Source organism: Kitasatospora paranensis (assembly GCF_039544005.1).
In the GTDB taxonomy this organism is placed as follows: domain Bacteria; phylum Actinomycetota; class Actinomycetes; order Streptomycetales; family Streptomycetaceae; genus Kitasatospora; species Kitasatospora paranensis.
The window spans coordinates 865,750-883,400 of record NZ_BAABKV010000001.1 but is presented as its reverse complement, the minus strand read 5'-3'; the positions used below and the strand labels follow the sequence as shown (position 1 = coordinate 883,400).

Here is a 17,651-nt window from a genome sequence, read left to right as displayed (position 1 = left end):
CCGCCGCCCGCACCGCACCGCACCGCCCCGAACGAGAGGACAGCCGATGACCGCCGCCCCGCCGCCCGCCGAACCCGCCGTCCCGGTGCCCGAGGACGGCGAGGCGGCGCGGATCTGCCGCGAGCTGCTGCGGATCGACTCCACCAACCCGGGCGACGGCGGCGGGCCCGGCGAACGGGCGGCCGCCGAGTGCGTGGCGGAGCTGCTGGCCGGCGCCGGAGCGGACCCGCTGCTGGTGGAGGCGGCGCCGCGGCGCGCCAGCGTGCTGGCCCGGATCCCCGGCACCGAACCGGCGCTCGCCCCGCTGCTCGTCCATGGCCATCTGGACACCGTGCCCTTCGAGGCCGCCGACTGGGCCCGGCACCCGCTGTCCGGGGACTTCCACGACGGCTGCCTTTGGGGCCGCGGCGCGGTCGACATGAAGGGCACGCTGGCGATGACCCTCGCGGTCGTCCGGTCCTGGGCGCGATCGGGCCGCCGACCGCGCCGGGACCTGGTGCTGGCGTTCCTCGCCGACGAGGAGTCGACCGGGGAGTACGGCGCCCGGTACGTCGCCGCCCGGCACCGCGACCGCCTCGACGGCTGCCGGGAGGCGATCGGGGAGTCCGGCGGCTACTCGGTGCCGGTGGGTGCGGACGCCCGGATCTACCCGGTGGCGGTCGGTGAGCGCTGCACCGCCTGGATGCGGCTGACCGCCACCGGACCGGCCGGGCACGGCTCCCGGGCGGCCGCCGGGAACGCCGTCGCCACCCTCGTCCACGCGCTGTCCCGGCTCGCCGCGTACAGCTGGCCGGTGCGGCTCACCCCGCCGGTGGAGGCCCTGCTCGCCGAGCTGGAGAGGGTGTTGGGCACCACGATCGACCGCGAACGGCTGGAGGCCGAGGCCGCCCGGCTCGGCCGGGCCGGGGAGCTGTTCGCCCACACCGTCCGCAACTCGGCCAATCCGACCGTCCTGGAGGCGGGGCACAAGGTCAACGTGATGCCCGGCACGGCCGGTGCGCAGGTGGACGGCCGCTACCTGCCGGGCACCCGCGAGGAGTTCCTGGAGACCGTGGAACGGCTGCTCGGGCCGGGCGTGGCCAGGGAGTTCATCAACCTGGAGGACGCTGTCGCGGGCGACCCGACCGGTCCGGCCTTCCGGGCGATGGCCGATGCCCTGCGCGCCGAGGACCCGGACGGACACCCCGTCCCGTACCTGATGTCGGGCGGGACGGACGCCAAGACGTTCAACCGGCTGGGCATCGCCTGCTACGGCTTCGCCCCGCTGCTGATGGGCCCCGAACTGCACTACCAGCGGATGTTCCACGGCGTCGACGAGCGGGTGCCCGTCGAGGGACTGGAGTTCGGCGTGCGGGTCCTGGACCGCTTCCTCGGCTCGTACTGATCCGGCCTTATCCATGACGGACCGTCAGGTGCCGGGCCGGGTCAGCAGGTGGCGCAGGCTGCGGTTGTGCTGGAGCAGCCAGGCGAGGTAGGCGGGGTTGACCCGGGCCAGCTCGATGTAGGCGGTGCGGAGGTCGGCGTGCAGGGCGTCCAGGGCGCGGGCGCTCATCGCCCGCGGCCGCCAGGCGAGCAGCAGCCGGACGGCGAACGGGTCGCCGTGCACCGGTCGCAGCACCGTGCCCGGCCCCGGCGGGGAGGTCGGCTGGCAGAGCCGTACGGCCTCGCCGGAGGCGACCAGTTCGGCGGCGGTGGCGTTGTCGCGGACCTGGACGACCCGCGGGTCGAACCCCGCACCGGCCAGCACCCGGCGCAGCGCCGCGTACTCGTGGTCGGCGGTCGGATCCACCATCCAGGCGTCCCCGGCCAGGTCGGCGAGCTGCACGACCGGCCGGGCGGCGGCCGGATGACCGGCCGCCAGTGCGACAAACTGCGGCTCGCGGGCGATCAGTTCACGGTGCTCGGCGCCGGGCGGCACCCGCAGCGGGAAGCCCTCGCTCTCGTGCACGAAGGCCACGTCGAGCTGGTCCGCGGCCACCATCCGGAGCAGGGCGATCGCCGACACGTCGATCTGGATGGTGGTCTCCGTCTCCGGCAGGCGGGAGTGCACCCGGCGCAGCCAGGTCGCGGTGGCCCGGCTGCCGACGCTGCCGATCCGCAGCCGGCGTCGCGGCCCGGCGGCGTCGTGCCGGGCCGCGGCGACCAGGGCAGCCATCTCGCCGATGATCGGCCGGGCCCGGGAGAGCACCGAGTGGCCGAGCGCGGTGGGCCGGCTGCCGGTCTGCTCGCGGGTGAACAGCGGCCCCCGACGGTGCGTTCGATCCGGTGCAGCTGGGTGGTGAGGGACGGCTGGCTCATGCCGAGCTGCCGGGCGGCCTTGCGCACGCTCCCGGTGTCGGCGATCGCGCACAGCACGCGGAGGTGCCTCACATCGAGCTCCACGACGGGAGCTTAACGAGCCGGCCAAGAGTTTGCCAAGAACATGTCAGACCATCGGCCCCCGCCGGACGGGGAAATCGCCCCGGACTATCGCCTGTTGGCATCATCCGCCGCGCCACCGGCCTGCCCCAAGCTCGGTGCACCACCCCTTCGTCCGGCGCCGCGCGGCCCCCAACCCGCCGGCGCCCGGGCCCGTGAATGGAGTCCCCCACATGCACCGCTCCGTGCTCGCGCTGTCGGCCGCCCTCGGCCTCGCCCTGGCCGGCGGCCTCGCCGCGCCCGCCTCCGCCTCCGCAGCCCCCGCCCCGGCCGCCGGATCCACCGTCACCGCGTCCGGCTACGCCGGCAGCGCCGCCGAGGAGGCCGGCAACCGCGCCTTCTACGCAGCGGTGATGAAGTCCGCGCTGGCCAAGCAGGCCGCGCAGCCCTACCTCGCCACCGTCTACGTCACCTATGACGCCGGCAACGCCCCGAGCTTCCGCAGCCAGATAGCCAGCGCCGCGCAGATCTGGAACGGCTCCGAGCGCAACGTCCAGCTGCGGGCCGGCAGCAACGCCGACTTCGCCTACTACGAGGGCAACGACTCGCGCGGCTCCTACGCGAGCACCGACGGCCACGGCAGCGGCTACATCTTCCTCGACTACGCGCAGAACCGGCAGTACAACTCCGTCCGGGTCACCGCCCACGAGACCGGCCACGTGCTCGGCCTGCCGGACCACTACTCCGGCCCGTGCAGCGAGCTGATGTCCGGCGGCGGCCCCGGCACGTCCTGCACCAACCCCTACCCGAACGCCGCCGAGAAGCGCCGGGTCGACTCGCTCTGGGCCAACGGCCTCGCGGCGCAGGGCGGGAGCGCGCCGCTCATCACCGCCCGCTGACCCGGGCCGGCCCGCCCGGACCGGCCCCGGTGGCCGCCGCCGATCAGCGGCGGCCACCGAGCGTGAAGAGCAGGATGACGAACCCGGCGAACAGATGGGTGCCCGCGACGTAGATCGAGGCGCGGATCATCATCGCCCTGCGTCGGCTCTTCTCGTCCCGGACGGCTTCGCTCACCACTGCTCCCGATGCTCTCCGGCCCGGTGCTGCGCGCCGGGCCCACGGCCGTCCATCCTGCGCGGCGGCCGGAGCCATTTCAACTTCCGGAGCCCTCCCGCCCGGCGGCCGTCAGGCCGGCGAGCCGAAGTCCTGGGTCCACCAGGGGCCGCCCGAGCCCAGGTGGACGCCCACGCCGATCTCCGTGAACCCGCAGTTCAGGATGTTCGCCCGGTGGCCGGGGCTGTTCATCCAGCTGTTCATCACCGAGGCCGGGTCCGCCTGCCCCTTCGCGATGTTCTCGCCCCAACTGCTCCAGCGGTAGCCCGCCGCGTCGATCCGCTGCTGCGGGCCCTGGCCGTCCGGGTTGGTGTGGTCGAAGAAGTTCCGTGCGGCCATGTCGTCCGAGTGCCCCTGGGCGGCGGACTGCAGCTTGCCGTTGGCCTTGAGCGGCGTGCAGCCAGCCTTGGAACGCTCGGTGTTGACCAGCGCCAGCACCTGGTCCTGGAGGCTCCGGTTGCTCGGCGGTGCGCTGCGGGGCCTGGTCGGCGCAGGCTTCGGGCTCGCGGTCGGCGTCGGCGTGGGGCTCGGCGAGGGCGACGGCGAGGCAGAGGGGGACGGGGCCGGCGTGGAGGCGATCGCCGCCTGGACCCGGACCGGCGGGGACGGCTCGACGGCAGCCGTCGGCCCCGCGGTGTCCGGCAGCCCGACGGCGATGATCGCGGCGGCGGCCGCGGTCACCGCGACGGCGCCGCCGACCCCGGCGGCCATCGGCATCCGCGGCCGGGCCGCCATGCCCCGGTGCGCGGCGGAGCGCACCCCGCGGCCCCGGCGGTGCGACCGGGGAAGGCCCCGGTGCGCGGCGGAGGACGCCCCCTGCACCGGCGCGGCGTGCCCGGCGGTGTGCGCGAAGTGGGCGGCGAGGATGCCCGCCGCGCCGGTGTGCCCGACCGGCATCGGGACCATTGCCAGGCCGGCCAGCAGACCCTCGGCCGGGAACAGCTCGCTCCAGTGCCGGGCGCAGGTGCCGCAGTCGCGGGCGTGCCGGGCGATCCGCTTGCGCCACAGTGCGCTCGGCACCCCGTCCCACGGCGCGGTCAGCTCGGCGAGGCCGGCGCAGTGACCGCCGCCGCCGAGCGCCCGGACGACCACCCGGGCCGTCTCCAGCTGGCCCTTCATCCGCTGCACCCGGACGGCCGCGTGCTGCGGGCTGAGCTCCAGCGCCGCGGCGAGCTCGGGGCGGGTCAGCTCGCCGGCGGCCTCCAGCCACCACAGGGCGAGCAGCTCGCGGTCGCCCTCGTCCAGCCACCGGGTCGCCTCGGCGACCTCGCGCCGCTGCCCGGACAGGCCGAGCCGGACGATGGTGAGGTCGACGAAGTCGGCGCCCGGGTCGGCGACGTCGTACGCGTCCTGCAGCCCGGCGCAGGCTGCGGCGTTGGCGGCCATCCGTTCGTGGTGACGGCGCCGGATCTGGTTCATGGCGATCGCCACGAGCCAGGAGCGGAACCCGGCTGGGTCGCGCAGGCCGGAGAGTCCGTCGACGGCGCGGAGCATGGTCTCCTGCACCACGTCGTCGGTGTCCGGATGTCCGCCGAGGGCGCGGCCGACGATGTTGTAGAGCAGAGGCAGGTGCCCGCTGATCAGCTCGTCCGTCGCCCGCTCGTCGCCGGCCCGGGCCTTCACGACCAGCAGCGCTGCGCGGTCACTGTCCATGGCGTGGTCCACCTTCTCGGTCGGCCGTGTCCGGCCCTGTGCTGGTGTTGCTTGTCGTGATGGGAGATCGGGCAGCGGGGACCGGATAACGGAAAATCACACCGCAATCCGTGCGGGAGGGACAGTAGTCGACCCCGGGGCAGGGCGGGCAGCCGTGCGTGGACGGACCGTGGTCGTGGCGCGGCCCGTCGTCGCCGCCCGCCCGGACCGGCGCACGGGCTGTCGCTCGGCCGAGGAAATCCCGTCTGTGCGCAACGGGCGTGCTGCGCCGGGCCTGCGCGGTGGTCGGGCCGCTGGCGCGTGAGGCCGCGGCGGGTGCCGCGGGGCTCCGCGGGGTGGTCCCGGGGTGGTGGGGCCGGGGTGTGTGACGCGTGCCATTCGGGGGCGCCGGGTGGGGGTGGTTGCGCTCGCTCGGTGTGCGTGGGGGTTCACCGGGCGTCGATCATGTGCCCGGCGTCACGGCCCGCAGCGGGTGACGGCCGCCACAGCGGGCTCCCGCCGGCCGTGGTCGCCCGCTCAACCGCAAGCCCGAAATGTCCGCAATACTCCCGGTAACGTCCGGCTGACCTGCGCCTACACCCGATTCCTTGTCACCGCCCCCCGGGTTGCCTACCTTCGAAAGCAGTGCGGCGAGGCCACCGGCCCGAACGCCCGGGCCGTGAAGCGCCCCCGCACCCCACGAACGCAAGGCACCGCCGAACGGCGCCCGCCTGCCCGGGACCCCCGGGACCAGCCGAGAGGAACCGCATGACCTTCCGTGACGAGACCACCGCTGCCACCACCGCCACCCCGACCAAGCGCAGCAAGCGCGTCCGGATGGCACTGATGGGCGGCGCGCTGGCCGTCCTCCCGGTGGCCGGCCTCGTCACGGCCACGACCGCCTCCGCCGCCCCGGTCTCCACCTGGGACAAGGTCGCCCAGTGCGAGTCCACCGGCAACTGGGCCGTCAACTCCGGCAACGGCTTCTACGGCGGCCTGCAGTTCACCGCCAAGACCTGGGGCGCCTTCGGCGGCCACGCCTACGCCGCCAACGCCCACCAGGCCACCAAGGCCCAGCAGATCGCCGTCGCCGAGAAGGTCCTCGCCGCCCAGGGCCCCGGCGCCTGGCCCGTCTGCTCCGTCAAGGCCGGCCTCACCCGCTGACCCGCACCACCCCACAACACCACAGCACCACCGGCCGGCCCGCCCCCACACCAGGGGGCGGGCCGGCCGCACACACGCCCGCTCAGTCCGCCGCGGGGCCCAGGTCGTACGCGAGGACGTAGGTGTGACCGCCCGCGTCGTCGATCCGGATGTCCAGGGATCCGGTGATCCCGGTCAGCTCCTCCGTGCCGGTGCCCGGCACCACGCGGACCACCAGCCGCTCGCCGCGGCTGCCGGGAGCGCAGTGCTGGAGGACGAACGAACCCTTGCGGCCGTCCAGCGCCCCGATGAACCGCTCGAACGCGACGTACGCCGCCGGCTGGCCGGCACCGTCCGCCGCACTGAGCATGTGCACCTCGCTGGTGCCGGCCAGCGGCCCGTCGAAGGTCTTGGTCAGCCGCACCTTGGCCAGCGCGGCCCCGGGGCGCTCGTCCAGCACCTCGGGCTCCCAGCCGTCCACCCGGAACGCGCCCCTCGCCTCGTGCCCGCTCATCGCTGCCCCTTGTCGTCGACACCACGGCGGCGCCAGCGTTGCACACCCCACCGACAGTCGGCCCGGCCCTCGATCGCCGGATCCCCCGAACGGGTCACCGCGACCGGATCGACAGCCCGGCCCGCGGAGCCCTACGCTGCCCGATCGAGGTCCGGGCGGAGAGCGGCTCAGTGCGGGGTGTGCAGTGCGGGGGTGGCGGATCATGGCAGTGGCCGGGCAGGCTGGAAGGTACCTGGCGCCGGGGAGGGCCGTGCGCGGGTGCCGGGCCGCGGCGGTGGCCGGGATCGTCCTGCCGGCCACGTTTCTCCATGTCGCCGCGGTGGCCCGGGCGGAGGCCCTGGACCCGGTGATCGATCCGGCGGATCCGTCTCCCGGTGCCGGTTCGATGGCCGGCACTCTGGTCATGATGCCCCTCGGCCTGCTGGCCGCCGTCCTCACCCTGATCCCGGTCGGCCTGTGGCTGGTCGCCGCCGTGCGCCTGCGCAGGCGGCCGACCGACAGCGCCGGGATCGCCTTCATGCTGTCCATGGTGGCCGCACTCTTCGCCTTGCCCTTCGCGGCCACCGTGCCCTTCGGGTGGCTGGACGCGCTGGGCGTGCTCGCGGCGGAGGCGGTCGGCCTGCGGGCCCTGCTGCTGACCCGGCGCGTCCGGCCCGTGCCGGTGGGCTGACCCGGTGGGCTGACCCGGGCGGACCGGGTGGACTACGGCGGCGCGGCGGGAAAATCAGTGGGCCGCCGGCTCGGGTTCCGGGATGATCGCCGGATGGGTGCACTGGATGCCGTTGCCGGCCGGGTCGCCGCCGGAGCCACGGTGTGCTTCCGGCCCACCGGGTCGTCGATGGTCCCGCTGATCCGCAGTCGGCAGCCGGTGGTCGTCGCGCCCGTCGACGCGTCGAGGCTGGAGGTCGGCGACATCGTGCTCGCCCGGGTCGCCGGGGCGGTGTACCTGCACCGGGTGTCGTCCGTCGATCATGCGCGGCGGCGCGTCCAGATCAGCAACAACCGCGGCCGGGTGAACGGCTGGACGGGCCACGACCGGGTCTTCGGGATCTGCGTCGAGGTGGACGGTGTCGCCCGGCCCGGCGCGGCGGCGAGGACCGCCACGGCGTGACGCCTCGGCCTGATGCGTCGCCGTGACGCCTCGGCGTGAGGCCTCCGTGTGGTGCCGCTCGACGGGCAGCCGCGGTCAGCCGAGCCGGACGAGGCAGAACTCGTTGCCCTCGGGGTCGGCGAGCACCCGGGCGGTGACGCCGTCCTCCGTGGTCTCCCCGGTGACCCGCGCCCCGAGACCGGACAGACGCTCCGTCACCTCGCCCAGGTCGGTCACCGTGAAGTCCACGTGCACCCGGTTCTTGCCCTGCTTCACCTCGGTGACCTGCTGGAAGGCCAGCGCAGGCCCGCCGCCGTCCGGCGCGTCCAGGATCACGTACTGCTTCCAGCGCAGGGCCACCCCGACGCCGAGCACCTCGGACCAGAAGGCGGCGAGGTGCTCGGGGTCGCGGCAGTCGACGACGATGTGGGACATCTGCAGGGCCATCCCCGCAGTGTGGCAGGCCGGGTCAGGGGTGCCCGCGGCCGGTCGTCAGCGGTGCCAGCCGCGCAGTGCGGTGGCTGTGGAGCGTACGTCCAGGGCCTCGTCGGCGATCCGGCGGGCGAGTTCGACGGCGGCCTTCGGTTCGGCGGTGACGATCTCGCCGCTGGCGGCCAGGTAGGAGGCGGCGACGACCGCGGCGAAGTGCTCGTTGCCGAAGTCCAGCGCGGGCACCCGGACGAGCTGGTGCATCAGGGCGGCCGCACGCTGGTGCGGTGCGCCGTACACGGGGACGTCCATCACCGCGTCGGCGTGCCGGGCGACGGCCGCGGCCAGCGACCCGTAGTCGGTGATGTCGGGGTCGCCGGGCAGGAACTGGTGGGCGATGTCCAGCAGCCAGGCCCGGTCGATGTGGAGGATCACGCGGCGTTGCCCCTCGGGGACGCCTCGGCCTCCCGCACGGGGTACGGGCCGAACTCCTGCTCGAACGCCGCTCCCCAGGCCTGCGAGAAGTGCGCGGCGGCGGTGAGGAAACGGTGCCGGCGCTCGTCGGCCTCCTCGGCCAGCACGGTGCGGGCGTAGTCCGGCAGGCTCATGCCGGCCGCCTCCGCGCGCTGGGCGAGCACCTGGTGGGCATCGTCGTCGAGTCGGACGTTCAGCTGCTTCATACCGGGCAGCGTAGCGACTCGTACCTCCCGCTACAACGGGGTGTCGCGGTCCGGGGCCGGATCCGGCCCCGGCGCAGGGCGGGTCCGGGAGCACTCGCCGCAATGGCTGAGCGGCCATGGGCACCGCACGGCCCCCGAGGAGGACGAGTGCGGTGCCCGTGGTTCGGTGCGGCGGTCGGCGGGTGCCCGGGCCGCTCAGCCGTTGCGGGCCGCCTCGGGGCCGGTGATCCGCCGCAGCAGGGGCAGTGTCGAGGCGATGATCCCGAGCGAGGCCACCAGCCCGAGGGCGACCAGGGCGAAGTAGACCGCGCCCGGGGAGACCAGGCTGTAGTGCATCTGCGACTTCAGGAACAGATGGGCGGCCAGGAAGCCCGTGCCGGTCGCGACGACCGCCACCGTGAGCAGCGGCAGGGCGCTCTCCAGGCCGACCACGCGGCGCAGCAGCCCGAGCGGCGCCCCGGTGAGCCGCAGCATCGCGAACGGCCGTCGGCGGTCGGACAGTCCGGCGACGACGCTCACCGCGAGGCTGCACCCGGCGATCGGCAGGGTGGTGAGCAGGACGACATCGGCCAGTTGCCGCCAGCCGGCGAGCTGTCGCTGCTGGTCGCTGCCCCAGTCGCCGACCGTCCGGGACTGGAAGTCCGGGTAGGCGGTGGTCAGCGCCGTCCTGGTCCGCTCCATGGCGGCGGTCGAGCCGTCGGTGGTGGTGAAGAGCATCTGGACGGGGAGCCGTGCGACGTCCTGCGCCGAGATCGGCGCGGACGGCCACTCCGCCGTCGACTCCGACTGCAGGTTGAGGAACTCGTACATCGGGACGGCCGCGACGCTCGCACCCGCCGCGCAGTGCCCGACCAGCGGGATCTGGGCCAGGTCGGAGCAGAGCACCAGGCCGGGGGCCCAGGGCCGCTTGTCCTGGCCGGCCCCGATCCGGGCGGGGTTGGCGTGGACCACCGCCAGGCCGCGCAGGCCGGGCACGGCGCGCAGGCCGGCCAGGACCTGGTCCGGCACGCCGGCGGTCATCGGCGGGTCGTCGAGCAGGTTGCCGTACTGCACGGCTGCCGGGTCAGCGGGTCGCCGGAGAGCGACCCGCGGTTGACGTTGATCGTGCCGATGATGCCGACAGTGGCGCTGGTGACGAACAGCGCCAGCACCAGGCCGCTGACGGACCGGAAGCCGGCCTTCGGGTCGTCCGCGAGCCGGCGGACGGCGATCAGTGCGGCCGGGCGGCTGGTGCGTCGTGCGACGGCCCGGGCGGCGACCAGCGTGATCCAGGGGCCCGCCACCACCAGGCCGGTCATGACCAGCAGGAAGCCGGTCAGGTAGGCCTCGGTCTGCCCTGTGGTGGTGTGGGGCCGCCGACCCACGAACCAGCCGAGTTCCGCCAGCCCGGCGACCAGCGGCAGCAGGCGCAGGGCCCGTGGCGGGGCGGGCGTCACCCGCCGGCTGACGCCGAGCGGCGAGACGGAGACCCGGCGCAGTGCGAGCCGGGCCGCGACGGCGGCCGCCACCGGCACCCCGAGAGCGACCGCGAGGATCTGTGCGGGCCGGAGGGTCAGGTCGCCGGTGAAGAAGCGCTCGCCGGTGAACGGGACGGTCGCCACGGCCGGCCGCAGGGCCAGGTAGAGGGCGAATCCGACGGCCGTGCCCGCGACGGCCGCCAGGGTCGACTCCACCGCGGCGATCACCGCGACCTGCCGGGGCGTCGCCCCGACCAGCCGCAGGGCCGCGAACCGCTGTTCGCGCCGGGCCGCGGAGAGCCGGGTCGCGGTGCCGATGAAGATGAGCACCGGGAAGATCAGCGCACCGGCGACGACGGACAGGATCAGGGTCATGGCGTCGTTGTGGACGCCGTCGGTCAGGCAGTCCTGGCACTGGGACACGGCGGTGCCGGCCAGGGCCGTGACCTTCCGGGCGCCCGGGGCCTGGGCGAGTTGCGCGGGGTGCGGCCGACGACGGCGACCAGCGAGTCCGGGGAGGGCAGCCCCTCGTCGCCCAGGAGGCCGGCGAGCCGGCCGGGGAAGCGGTCGCCGAGCCGGTCGGCCGGGGTGGCGCGCACCAGCCGGGCCAGCGCGGGCGAGGCGTAGTACTCGCCGGCGGCCGGCAGGGCCGACATCCCGGGCGGCACGGGCGAGGTCGGCCCGGTGGCGGCGACGTCCGCCTCCAGGATCTGCCGGCCGTCGTAGTGGTCGAGGTGTGCCCGCCACCACACCGGGTCGACGTCGGCCGCGGCGGTGTTGCTCGCCGAGCCGGAGTTGAGCCACAGCGGCCGCCGGCCGGCGGTGGTGACGGCGTTGATGCTCGCCAGCGTCGACAGCAGCAGGGCGGCGCCGATGGCCACGGCGGCCGTGATGACGACCAGCCGGGCCACCGCCTCCCGTCCGCCGCTGACGGCCAGGCGCAGTGCGAACCGGATCACGACGCGATCCGATCGCCGGTGAGCGAGGTGGCCCGGCCGTCGCGCACGACGACCTCGCGGTCGGCGTACGCGGCGACCCGGGCCTCGTGCGTGACCAGGACGACCGTGGTGCCCTGGTCGCGGGCGGATCCGACCAGCAGGTCCATCACCTGCTCGCCGGTCAGCGAGTCGAGGGCGCCCGTCGGCTCGTCCGCGAACAGCACCTGCGGGCGGGCGACCAGGCCGCGGGCGAGGGCGACGCGCTGCGCCTGACCGCCCGACAGCTCGCCGGAGCGCCGCCGCTCCATGCCGTCCAGGCCGAGCCGGGCGAACCAGGGCCGGGCCTCGGCGAGCGCGGCGGCCCGGCGGGTGCCGTTGAGCAGCAGCGGCAGGGCGACGTTCTCCTCGGCGGTCAGCTCGGGCACCAGCTGGCCGAACTGGAAGACGAAGCCGAAGCGTTCGCGGCGCAGGGCGCTGCGCTCGGGCTCGCTCAGGGTGTCGATCCGGCAGCCGTCGAAGTGGACCTCGCCCGTGTCGGGGAGAGGATGCCGGCCAGGCAGTGCAACAGGGTCGACTTGCCGGAGCCGCTGGGCCCCATGACGGCGACGATCTCGCCGGCCGCCACCGCGAGGCCGGCCCCGCGCAGGGCCGGTGTCTCGCCGAAGGCGAGGGTGACGTCGCGTGCCTCGATGAGGGCGTTCACGGGCGCACCGCCGCTGCGAGCGCGTCCAGCCGTGCCGCGGTCAGGTCGATCCATCGCAGGTCCGCCTCCAGGTGGAAGAGCCCGTGGTCGGCGAGCAGGGCGTCGACCAGCGCGCCCGTCCGCTTGAGCTCGGTGAGTTCGCGCATCCGCTGCAGGTGGGCGGCGCGCTGGGTGTCGAGGTACCGCTCGGCGTCGCGGCCGAGCATGAGGGCCAGCACCACCTTGGTGAACAGGACGGTCTGCAGGCTGGGCTCGGGGGCGATCGGCTCGGTGAGCCAGGTCTCGAACTCCGTCACCCCGGCATCGGTGATGACGTACCGCTTGCGGTCCGGGCCGTCTCCGGGCTCGGCGTCGGCGGCCACCACCTTGCCGTCCCGCGCCAGTCTGCCGAGGGTGGCGTAGACCTGCCCGTACGGCAGCGGCTTGCCGCGCCCGAACAGGGAGTCGTAGTCGCGCTTGAGGTCGTAGCCGTGGCTGGGCTCTCGCTCCAGCAGCCCGAGAAGCGTCAGAGGAACACTCATGGAACGACCGTACACCAGGGGTATACACCGAGTGTATATACCGAGAGAACATCCTCCGGGCGGCGGGTCGACGGGCGCGCCGACGCGGCGGACCCCGGTGGGGGCCGCCGCGTCGACCGGAACGGACCGGTCAGCCGGTCTTGACTGTGAAACTGACGACGGCGTTGTTGCCGCTGCCGCCGCTGCGGGTGACCTTCACGCCGGCACCGGTGCCGTTGGTGTCGTAGGAGTTGCTGCCGTAGAACGGGTCGTTCCAGTGGAACTTGACCCACGTGTAGTTGTTCGCCGGGTTCACGCACTTGTGCAGCTGGTAGGTGGCGAACCCCTCGGTGCCCGTCCCGACCCCGTTGGACTCCGACTGCCAGACGCCCCACGTGCTGTTGGTGATCACCGCCGGCGGCCAGTCGGTGCCTGTCCAGATCCCGCCGGACAGCGAGGCGGAGACGAAGTCCATCTCGCACTGCGTCCAGTTGTCGACCTGGACGAGCACACTGCGGGCGGCGGCGCCGGAGGCGGCCGCCGCGGGGCCGGCGGAGGCGGGTGCGGGTGCGGCGGAGGCCGCGGTGGTCTGGACGCCGAGTGCCAGCGCCGCGAGCACGAGCGCCGCGGCGGGCTTCCGGGTGATGGTGCGCATGGTGGTTTCTCCCCTGGTGGTTGGGATCCCTGATCGGTCTCCCTGCTGACCACCAGACAACCCCGGATCACCGAACGGCACCTGAGGAGTCACTACTCAATCACCGGTCGGGCGGCTACTCACCGGGAGCCGCGGCCGCCCAGCACAATGAGTAGCCGCTACCCGGGTGGCCGGGCCACCTCCGCGCCAGGCTGGGGACGGGCGGCCGGTGGGCCGCACACAGCAGAGGAACGGGGAACGGGAATGCGTGTGACGGGTGTGATGGGCGCCGCCGGTGCGGTGCTCTGCGTGCTGTTCGGCGCCGCGGTCGTGGTGGCCGGCGCCGGGGCGTTCCGGCTGGACACCGGCAGCGGCGTGGCCATGCTGGTCATCGGGGTGAACCTCGCGCCGTGGGCGGCGGCCGGCGGCTTCGCCCTGCTGCTCGCCGACGAGCGCCGGCACGCCGACCGGACCCGGGCGGGCCGCCTCGTCCTCGTACCCGCCCGCATCGAATCCGTCCGGGCCGTCGGGGAGGGGCCGGACATCCCGCTGCTCCTGGAGCTCACCGTTGCACCCGGCGGCAGCGCGTCCTACCGGGCCCGGGCCCGGACGGCCGTCAACCTGGTCGATGTCGGAAGCTACCGGGTGGGCACCGTGATACCGGTCGACCACGACCCCGAGCAGCCCTGGCGGGTGACGGTGTGCCGCCGGCCACCCGTCGGATGGGCGGCACGGACCTCCCTCCTGAAGATCGACGCGGCGCCTGCGGCGACGCTCCGCACCGCACCGCCCCGGCGTGGCCTGACCGGCGGCCGGATCGGCCTGCTGGCGGCGGCCGCCGGAGGCCTCAGCACCTGCCTCGGCCTGCTGTCGCTGCGCTGACCCGCGACGCAGGGGCTTCGGTGCGACGCGCGGCGGCCGGGGATGAGTAACGACTACTCAGGCCGGCTGCGCGGCGCCGGGCTACCGTCCGGGGATGGCTCCACCCCGCGCCGGTCGGTCCGTCGGCCGCGACCGCCCGCGCCCCGGCCCGCTGTGCCACACTGACCGCCGGACCGACCTCCGGTGCGCCGCGTCACGCGGCCCCGGCGTGCCGCCCGGCGGACGCCGGGGGCACCGGTGCCGGAACGCTCGGGGGCGGGCATGCTGGGTGGGACGTCGGTGCGGTGGCCGTTCATCGGACGCCGCGCCGAACTGGAACGGATCGGCGACGCCGCGGCCGACGCGCGCTGTCACGCCGTGCTGGTCTGCGGGCGCTCCGGCACCGGCAAGAGCCGGCTGGTCGAGGAGTACCTCGACCTCGCCCGCTCCCAAGGACGGCAGGCCGCCCACCTGACGGCGAGCCGGACGGCCGCCGCCGTCCCGCTCTCCGCGCTGGCGCCGCTGCTGCCCGCCCCGGCCGGGCCCGCGGCCGCCCCCAACACCCACCCGCAGGACCTGCTGGCGGCCGTCCGGGCCCGCACCGCCGACCGGGCCGGTGACGGGCGGTTCGTCCTCGGGGTCGACGACCTGCACCTGCTCGACCCGGCCTCGCTGGCCCTGCTCACGGCGCTGTGCGCCGCGCCGGAGGTCCTGCTGGTGGCGAGCGTCCGGGACCGGGAGGCCCTGCCCGACGCCCTCGCCGCCTGGTGGCGGGCCGGCCGCGCCGTACGGATCGACCTGGCGGAGCTCGAACGGCCCGCCATGGACACCCTGTTGCACCTGGCGCTGGGCGGCCCGATCGCCGCCCCCGCCGGCCAGGCCCTGTGGGCGGCCAGCCGGGGCAACCTGCTCTATCTGCGCGAACTGGTGCTGCGCGGGCTGGCGGACGGCGCCCTCGCCCGGAGCGGCGGCGTCTGGTGCCTCACCGCCCGGCTCAGCGCCGGGGACGGCGTCGCCGGTCTCGTCCGGGAGCGGCTCGACGCGCTCACCGCGGACCAGCGCGACGTCCTCGAACGCCTCGCGCTGTGCGAACCGCTGGGGGTGGACGAACTCCTCGCCGACACCACCGAACCGCTGCTGACCGCACTGGAGGAGGGCGGCCTGATCACCGTCCGGCCCGACGGACGGCGACTCGAGGTCCGGCTCTCCCATCCCGTCCACGGCGATGTCCTCAAGGACGGCATGCCGCGCCTGCGGGTCCGGTCGCTGCTGCTCGACCAGGTCGCCAGGGTCGAGGCCCGCGGCGCCCGCCGGAGCGGGGACGCGCTGCGCCTGGCCGGCTGGCGGCTCGACGCGACCGGCACCGCCGACCGGGCGCTGCTGCTGCGCGCGGCCCGGCTCGCCCACCACGCGCACGACATCGACCGGATGCACGACCTCGCCCGGGCCGCCCTGCGGCAGGGCCCGGACCCGCAGGCCGTGCTGCTGCTGGGCATCGCGCTGGGCGAGCTCGGCAGGGCCGACGAGGCGGTCGAGGTGCTGAGCGGCGCGGCGGACGACGTGGCGGGGGACGAACTGGAGGCGCTCGCCGTCACCCTGGCCCTCAACTGCTTCTACGGATCGGCGGGCCCTGCGGCGGCCCGGGCTGTGCTGGAGCGGGCCGGGGCGCGGGGCGGTGAGGACGTCCGCACGGCCCTGACGGCGTTCGAGGCCATCCTGCTCTGTCTCGCGGGCCGGCCCGCCGAAGCCGCCGAGGTGCTCGGCGCCGGCGCCGGGCAGCACCGCGACGGGGCCGGCGCCCCGGCGGAGCCCGCGGTGCCGACCCGGCGCGACGTGCTGGTGATGGCGGCGCGGTTCCGGATCCTGCTCGCCGCCGGCCGGATCGTCGCCGCGGCCGACCTCGGCCGGCTTGTCTTCGAGGTCCACCGGCAGGTGCCGGAGCGGATCGGACTGTCCCACCCGGCCGGTCGCCTCAGCGAGTTGGCCGGTGCGCTGCTGGAACTCGGCGCCTTCGACCGGGCCCGGGAGACCGCGCTGGAGGGCCAGGGCCTGGCCCTGCGGGAGGGTGTCGTCTCGCTCGCCTCCTGGTTCCCGCTGCAGCTCGGACGGATCGCGCTGGCCCAGGGCCGGCCCGGGGCGGCGGCCGTGCACTTCCGCGAGTCGCTGGCCCAGGCCCGGGCCTTCGCCGTCGCGGCCGCGCAGACCGCGGCGCTCGCCGGCCTCGTCCTCTGCGCGGCCGCCTGCGGGCAGGGCGATCCCGAGGCGGCCGCGGCCCTCCTCGCGCTGGCCGGTCCGAGCCCGGCCGGGCCGGAATCCGTGCGGGCGCTGGCCTGGGCGGACGCCGTCGCGGGCCGCCCGGAGGCGGCCCGGCGCAGGCTGCGGACGGCAGCCGTCAACGCCCGGGAGGCCGGCGACCGCACCGCCGCCCTCGGACTCTGCCACGACCTGGCCCGGCTGGGCGGCGCGGCCGACGCCGCCGCACTGCTGCCCCGGGGTGGCCCGGACGGGCCACCTGACGGCTCCCCGGTCGGCCCTCCGTCCGCCGATGGACTGCCGGACGGGCTGCTGGCGGGGCTGCCGGACGGGCCGTACGCGGCCGCGCGGATCGCGCACATCCGGGCCCTCGCCGAGGGGACGGCCGCCCGGCTGGCCGAGGCCGCCGAGGCACTGGGCGAGGTGGGCGCCGATCTCGCGGCCGCCGAGGCCTGGGTGGCCGCCGCCGAACGGCACCGCCGCGACGGCGCGCAGCGCGCCGCCGCGCACGCGCTGGCCCGGGCGGACGGCCTGCGGGCACGGTGCGAGGGTGCGGCCACCCCCGGCCTGGTGGTGGCCGCGGACACCCGTTCGCCGTTGACCGCGCGCGAGCGCGAGATCGCCTGGCTGGCCGCCCAGGGCGCCACCAGCCGAGGGATCGCCGAAGGCCTCCACCTGTCCGTGCGGACGGTCGACAACCACCTCCAGAACATCTACGGGAAGCTCGGCGTGAGCGGGCGCACCCGGCTGGCCGCCGCCCTCGGCCACCCCGACACCCAGGACGGATCAGGAGAGCGACCGTGACACCCGAGCAGATCGAACTGGTCAACGCCTCGCTGGCCCGCCTGCGGGGCCGGCTGCCGGAGGTCGCCGACGCCTTCTACCGCGGCCTGTTCACCGAACACCCGGAAGTCCGGCCGTTGTTCACCGGCGACCAGGCGCGGCTGCGGGTGAAGTTCGCCGACGAGCTGGACGCGATCGTCCAGGCCATCCCCGACTTCGAGGGCTTCCTCGGCCGCACCAGGTCGCTGGGCGCCCGGCACGCCGAGTACCGGGTCAGGGCCGAGCACTACGGCCACGTCCGTACGGCCCTGCTCGCGGCGCTGGCCGACGCGTCCGGCGCCGGGGGCTGGACGGCCGAGACCGCCGCGGCCTGGCGTCTCGCCTACGACATGACGGCCGAGGCGATGATGCTCGGAGCGGCCGGGGCTCCCGGCCGTGCCGCGGCCCCCGGCCGACCCGCCGCCGGCTGAGGCCGGGACATCCGGTCGGGACCTCCGGTCGGGACCTCCGGTTGGGACATCCGGCTGGGACGGTGCGCCGGACGGCCGACCGCGGCCCGGCTG

The 17,651-nt window shown here is 75.5% G+C and carries 19 protein-coding genes and 2 pseudogenes; 8 read left to right on the top strand and 13 right to left on the bottom strand.

Annotated features, from left to right (window positions below):
• Nucleotides 1-46 precede the first annotated feature (46 nt).
• Entirely contained in the window at nt 47-1,384 is a 1,338-nt protein-coding gene (locus tag ABEB13_RS04600) for a M20/M25/M40 family metallo-hydrolase (protein ID WP_345704403.1), read from the top strand.
• Nucleotides 1,385-1,408: 24 nt separating this feature from the next.
• On the opposite strand, the pseudogene ABEB13_RS04595 reads toward ABEB13_RS04600, so the two are convergent.
• Nucleotides 1,409-2,382: pseudogene (locus tag ABEB13_RS04595) on the bottom strand (LysR family transcriptional regulator).
• A 209-nt stretch (nt 2,383-2,591) separates the two neighbouring features.
• On the opposite strand from ABEB13_RS04595, the gene snpA reads away from it, so the two are divergent.
• Complete coding sequence (snpA, locus tag ABEB13_RS04590) at nt 2,592-3,257, top strand: snapalysin (RefSeq protein WP_345704402.1); 666 nt, start codon at nt 2,592-2,594, stop codon at nt 3,255-3,257.
• Nucleotides 3,258-3,300: 43 nt separating this feature from the next.
• Here snpA and ABEB13_RS04585 read toward each other — a convergent pair whose 3' ends face one another.
• Both ABEB13_RS04585 and ABEB13_RS04580 read right to left on the bottom strand, forming a co-directional pair.
• Nucleotides 3,301-3,432: a DUF6126 family protein gene (locus ABEB13_RS04585; protein WP_345704401.1), complete on the bottom strand. Its 132-nt coding sequence runs from the start codon at nt 3,430-3,432 to the stop codon at nt 3,301-3,303.
• Nucleotides 3,433-3,543: 111 nt separating this feature from the next.
• Nucleotides 3,544-5,124, bottom strand: coding sequence for a sigma-70 family RNA polymerase sigma factor (locus ABEB13_RS04580; protein ID WP_345704400.1), 1,581 nt, complete (start codon nt 5,122-5,124; stop codon nt 3,544-3,546).
• Nucleotides 5,125-5,871: 747 nt separating this feature from the next.
• On the opposite strand from ABEB13_RS04580, the gene ABEB13_RS04575 reads away from it, so the two are divergent.
• On the top strand, nt 5,872-6,267 hold the full coding sequence (locus ABEB13_RS04575) for a transglycosylase family protein (RefSeq protein ID WP_345704399.1): 396 nt from the start codon (nt 5,872-5,874) through the stop codon (nt 6,265-6,267).
• An 82-nt stretch (nt 6,268-6,349) separates the two neighbouring features.
• Here the strand turns inward: ABEB13_RS04575 and ABEB13_RS04570 are convergent, their stop codons facing one another.
• Entirely contained in the window at nt 6,350-6,760 is a 411-nt protein-coding gene (locus ABEB13_RS04570) for a DUF3224 domain-containing protein (RefSeq protein ID WP_345704398.1), read from the bottom strand.
• 250 nt (nt 6,761-7,010) lie between these two features.
• Between ABEB13_RS04570 and ABEB13_RS04565 the strand changes: the two genes are divergently transcribed.
• Together ABEB13_RS04565 and ABEB13_RS04560 are read left to right on the top strand one after the other, a co-directional pair.
• Nucleotides 7,011-7,430, top strand: coding sequence for a hypothetical protein (locus ABEB13_RS04565; protein ID WP_345704397.1), 420 nt, complete (start codon nt 7,011-7,013; stop codon nt 7,428-7,430).
• 93 nt (nt 7,431-7,523) lie between these two features.
• Nucleotides 7,524-7,871: a S24 family peptidase gene (locus tag ABEB13_RS04560; RefSeq protein ID WP_345704396.1), complete on the top strand. Its 348-nt coding sequence runs from the start codon at nt 7,524-7,526 to the stop codon at nt 7,869-7,871.
• 75 nt (nt 7,872-7,946) lie between these two features.
• Here ABEB13_RS04560 and ABEB13_RS04555 read toward each other — a convergent pair whose 3' ends face one another.
• From ABEB13_RS04555 to ABEB13_RS04515, 9 genes and pseudogenes are all read right to left on the bottom strand, one after another.
• The gene (locus ABEB13_RS04555; protein ID WP_345704395.1) at nt 7,947-8,297 is read right to left on the bottom strand and encodes a VOC family protein; all 351 of its coding nucleotides are present in this window, start codon (nt 8,295-8,297) and stop codon (nt 7,947-7,949) included.
• A 45-nt stretch (nt 8,298-8,342) separates the two neighbouring features.
• Entirely contained in the window at nt 8,343-8,714 is a 372-nt protein-coding gene (locus ABEB13_RS04550; RefSeq protein WP_345704394.1) for a fic family toxin-antitoxin system, toxin component, read from the bottom strand.
• Nucleotides 8,711-8,959, bottom strand: a complete 249-nt coding sequence (locus ABEB13_RS04545) for a hypothetical protein (protein ID WP_345704393.1) — start codon at nt 8,957-8,959, stop codon at nt 8,711-8,713. The genes ABEB13_RS04550 and ABEB13_RS04545 overlap by 4 nt, the downstream gene beginning before the upstream one ends.
• A 195-nt stretch (nt 8,960-9,154) precedes the next feature.
• Nucleotides 9,155-10,012: an ABC transporter permease gene (locus ABEB13_RS04540; protein ID WP_345704392.1), complete on the bottom strand. Its 858-nt coding sequence runs from the start codon at nt 10,010-10,012 to the stop codon at nt 9,155-9,157.
• Nucleotides 9,976-10,839, bottom strand: coding sequence for an FtsX-like permease family protein (locus ABEB13_RS04535; RefSeq protein ID WP_345704391.1), 864 nt, complete (start codon nt 10,837-10,839; stop codon nt 9,976-9,978). The genes ABEB13_RS04540 and ABEB13_RS04535 overlap by 37 nt, the downstream gene beginning before the upstream one ends.
• Nucleotides 10,815-11,375 (bottom strand): hypothetical protein, encoded by a 561-nt coding sequence (locus ABEB13_RS04530; protein WP_345704390.1) that lies wholly within the window; start codon nt 11,373-11,375, stop codon nt 10,815-10,817. The genes ABEB13_RS04535 and ABEB13_RS04530 overlap by 25 nt, the downstream gene beginning before the upstream one ends.
• Nucleotides 11,372-12,111, bottom strand: a pseudogene (locus tag ABEB13_RS04525) (ABC transporter ATP-binding protein). The gene ABEB13_RS04530 and the pseudogene ABEB13_RS04525 overlap by 4 nt, the downstream one beginning before the upstream one ends.
• Entirely contained in the window at nt 12,054-12,578 is a 525-nt protein-coding gene (locus tag ABEB13_RS04520) for a PadR family transcriptional regulator (protein WP_345704389.1), read from the bottom strand. The pseudogene ABEB13_RS04525 and the gene ABEB13_RS04520 overlap by 58 nt, the downstream one beginning before the upstream one ends.
• 130 nt (nt 12,579-12,708) lie before the next feature.
• Nucleotides 12,709-13,212 (bottom strand): hypothetical protein, encoded by a 504-nt coding sequence (locus tag ABEB13_RS04515; protein WP_345704388.1) that lies wholly within the window; start codon nt 13,210-13,212, stop codon nt 12,709-12,711.
• 243 nt (nt 13,213-13,455) lie between these two features.
• On the opposite strand from ABEB13_RS04515, the gene ABEB13_RS04510 reads away from it, so the two are divergent.
• From ABEB13_RS04510 to ABEB13_RS04500, 3 genes are all read left to right on the top strand, one after another.
• Complete coding sequence (locus tag ABEB13_RS04510; RefSeq protein ID WP_345704387.1) at nt 13,456-14,073, top strand: hypothetical protein; 618 nt, start codon at nt 13,456-13,458, stop codon at nt 14,071-14,073.
• Between the two features lie 279 nt (nt 14,074-14,352).
• A complete protein-coding gene (locus ABEB13_RS04505; RefSeq protein ID WP_345704386.1) occupies nt 14,353-17,109 on the top strand; it encodes an AAA family ATPase in 2,757 nt (918 codons plus the stop codon).
• Nucleotides 17,106-17,558 carry a globin domain-containing protein gene (locus tag ABEB13_RS04500; RefSeq protein ID WP_345704385.1) on the top strand — a complete coding sequence of 151 codons (453 nt, stop codon included), beginning with the start codon at nt 17,106-17,108 and terminating at the stop codon, nt 17,556-17,558. The genes ABEB13_RS04505 and ABEB13_RS04500 overlap by 4 nt, the downstream gene beginning before the upstream one ends.
• The last annotated feature ends 93 nt before the right edge of the window (nt 17,559-17,651 follow it).